A 2,907-nucleotide genomic window follows, 5' to 3' on the forward strand; every position below is an offset into this window, starting at 1 on the left:
CCGCCTTCACCGCCAAGGTCACCGGCATCGCCCGCGACCGCCTGCCCTACTCCTGGCGCCCCGGCTGCCCGGTCCACCACCGCGACCTGCGCCTCGTCACGATGACGTACTGGGGCTTCGACGACCGCCCCCACACCGGCGAGCTCGTCGTACGCAAGACCGTCGCCGACGACATCGTCACGGCCTTCAGGAAGCTGTACGACATGCGCTACCCGATCAAGCGCATGGAGCTCGTCGACGTCTACAAGGGCGACGACTTCGACTCCATCGACGCCGACAACACCTCCGCCTTCAACTGCCGCCAGGCGACCGGCTCGACCAGCTGGTCCAACCACGCCTACGGCGAGGCCGTCGACATCAACCCCCGCGAGAACCCGTACGTCACGGCCGCCGGCGGCACCGCCCACCAGAACGCCAAGAAGTTCACCAAGCGCCCGATGCGCGGCAAGGGCGTCATCAACCCGGGCGACAAGGTGGTCCGCGCCTTCGCCTCGGTCGGCTGGGAATGGGGCGGCTACTGGTCCGGCACCAAGGACTACCAGCACTTCTCACGCAGCGGCCGCTGAGAGCTGGAGCGATGTCGCGACATCGCCGTTGACCTGCGGTGCAGTCACTCACCGTTTCTCGGCCTCTCCGGTCGCCTCACACCCTCGTGTGCCCTCGTTGTGCCCTGCCTGGAAGGTATCGCCGGAGGTGCTTGCGATACCTTCCAGTCCACGGGCGGCCGGCAACCCGATCGGGTGCATCGCGGCCGCTGACCTACGTATACATACTTCGGCGAGGAGTCCGGGTGACAGTCAGGACGCCCCGCCCCCATGTCGCCCGAGTCCTAGAGCAGACCCGTGCCGCCCTCTTCGTCTTCGACGACGCGATCTGCGGCCTCTCTCACCGGATGGACCCGGCCCCGATCGCCAGGGAGATCCACGACCGGCTCTTCGCCTCGGGACACCGGATGCCGTTCCTCGTCACCCTCAACCTGGACCCGATCGCCATGATGTGGTACGCCCAGGACGTGAACCGCGACATCGGCGCCGAAGCGGTCCGGCTCGTGCGTGACGCCGAGGTCGCGGTGGCACGCACGGCCGTGCCCGTACCAGAAGTGCGCGAAGCGCTGCACGCCTGCCACGCCAGCGGCAGACGCATCGCAGTGGTCGGCGACACCTCCTCCGACGCAATGGAGACCTACCTGGACCTGCACGGCCTCCGACAGTTCGTCGGAGCGGTCGTCGGCCGTGAGTGGCTCATCCCGCTGCCGGCCGACGACTGGACGGGCGAAGCCCTCCTCAAGAAGACCGTGCAAGAGCTCGACGCCAAGCTCGCCCACTGCGCCCTGATCACCCTGAGCCCGCAGTCCAAGCACGTGGCCAGGCTTGCCGGGATCCGCTCCCTCGGAGTGGTCAACAAGCGTGGCCCTCGCAAGCACCTCGCCGATCCCCCCGACGCGGTGGCCGTCTCCTCTATGGCTGATCTCGCCAGCGGCTTCGCGACCGTCCCTGTCCTGGGCACTTGATTACAAGTGAAGCGGAGGGCCATGGTCGAGGGCCAACACTTCTGCTCAGCCATGTGACGCTGTACTGGACGGACCAGGCCGCATGAGGCGGTGTTACTGTACTTCGCTGCTGTACAGCAGACCACGGCACCCGCGTTGGGTTGGAGGATCTGCTGACCCAACTTGCCAGGCTGGTGAGAGAAGTGCCGCAAGGGTGCGGACGCTACTGCCAGCTCGGCAGGCTGGTGAATGGTGGGATCTGCTGGGCAATTACAGCAATACTGCGTTTCTTCATTTAGGTCTGCCCGAAAACCAGATAAAGTAGATACAGGAATTGACGCCTCAAAAAGGTCAAGGCGTGACATTGAGCAACTGCCTCCCCTTCGCCTCCAAAGGGTGGCATGGTAGACACCTTAGGAGGGAGAGGTTCGTGGCAGGTTTCCACTACGAGCGGTCAGACCCGGAGCGTTTCCAGCAGCTCTGCCAGGCTCTGATCGTAGCCGAATTCCCCGGTGTAGCATGCTATCCGGTCGGCCAACGCGACGGTGGGCGCGATGCACTACAGTTCGCCGATCCACAAGGTGGCACGAAATCACGACTCTTCCAGGTTAAGTTCGTTCGTGAACCCGGGAAGATTGAAGACACACATAAATGGCTTGAGGGTGTCGTCGCGGAGGAAGCTGCCAAGGTCGCCACACTGATAAGCCGCGACTATGAAGTTCATGAATACATTTTGATCACTAATGTACCAGGAACTTCATACCTAGATAGTGGCACTATGGATCGCGCCAATTCGCTACTTTCGGCCGCACTGCCGGTTCCGGCTCGTATGTGGTGGCGCGATGATCTGGATCGACGCTGTGAGGCAAATGCCAGGATCTCGTGGGCATACCCCGAGATTCTCCGTGGTACCGACGTCTTGGCAATGATCGCAGACCTCTTTCCCGTCGCTTTCAGCCATGAACGGTATACCGCGCTGAGGAAATTCATCGTAGAGCAGCACGACGAAGACAGCAAAGTCAGATTTCAGCAGGTCGAACTAACTAACGATCTTATCAAATTGTTTGTGGACGTCCCGGCCCTCATTGCGAGTAGGCCCGCCGCCCGAAAGCCGATATCTCCTCTCTTTCACGCTGCTGTAAACGTGGCCGAAAGGGTCAATGCATCCCCTCCGTCTGCAACTACTTCACGCCGACCTAATCCATACCAGGCGCAGGACGAGATCCGCGTCGGTGCTGCGGCACTGCTTCTCGATGAGACAGTCTCCGAGATTGCACGAAATGTAGTGCTTGAAGGGGGGCCGGGTCAGGGCAAGTCGACACTTGGGCAATTCGTTTGCCAGGCGCATCGTCTGAAAATACTGAGCCATTTCCATCCTGAAAGGCCAGGTCACAGGCTCGTTGCAACCAGCCGGACTT

3 protein-coding genes are annotated in these 2,907 nt (G+C 62.1%); all 3 read left to right on the forward strand.

The window, feature by feature from the left end:
* A partial coding sequence (locus CXR44_RS34895; protein ID WP_245899801.1) for a M15 family metallopeptidase occupies window positions 1-566 on the forward strand: 566 nt, incomplete at its 5' end.
* 224 nt (window positions 567-790) lie between these two features.
* Complete coding sequence (locus tag CXR44_RS34900; protein ID WP_101790422.1) at window positions 791-1,510, forward strand: HAD family hydrolase; 720 nt, start codon at window positions 791-793, stop codon at window positions 1,508-1,510.
* A gap of 409 nt (window positions 1,511-1,919) precedes the next feature.
* On the forward strand, window positions 1,920-2,907 hold a 988-nt coding region (locus tag CXR44_RS39155; protein WP_219602197.1), incomplete at its 3' end, for a hypothetical protein.

The sequence above is a fragment of the Nonomuraea indica genome (genome assembly GCF_002850745.1).
Classification (GTDB): domain Bacteria; phylum Actinomycetota; class Actinomycetes; order Streptosporangiales; family Streptosporangiaceae; genus Nonomuraea; species Nonomuraea indica.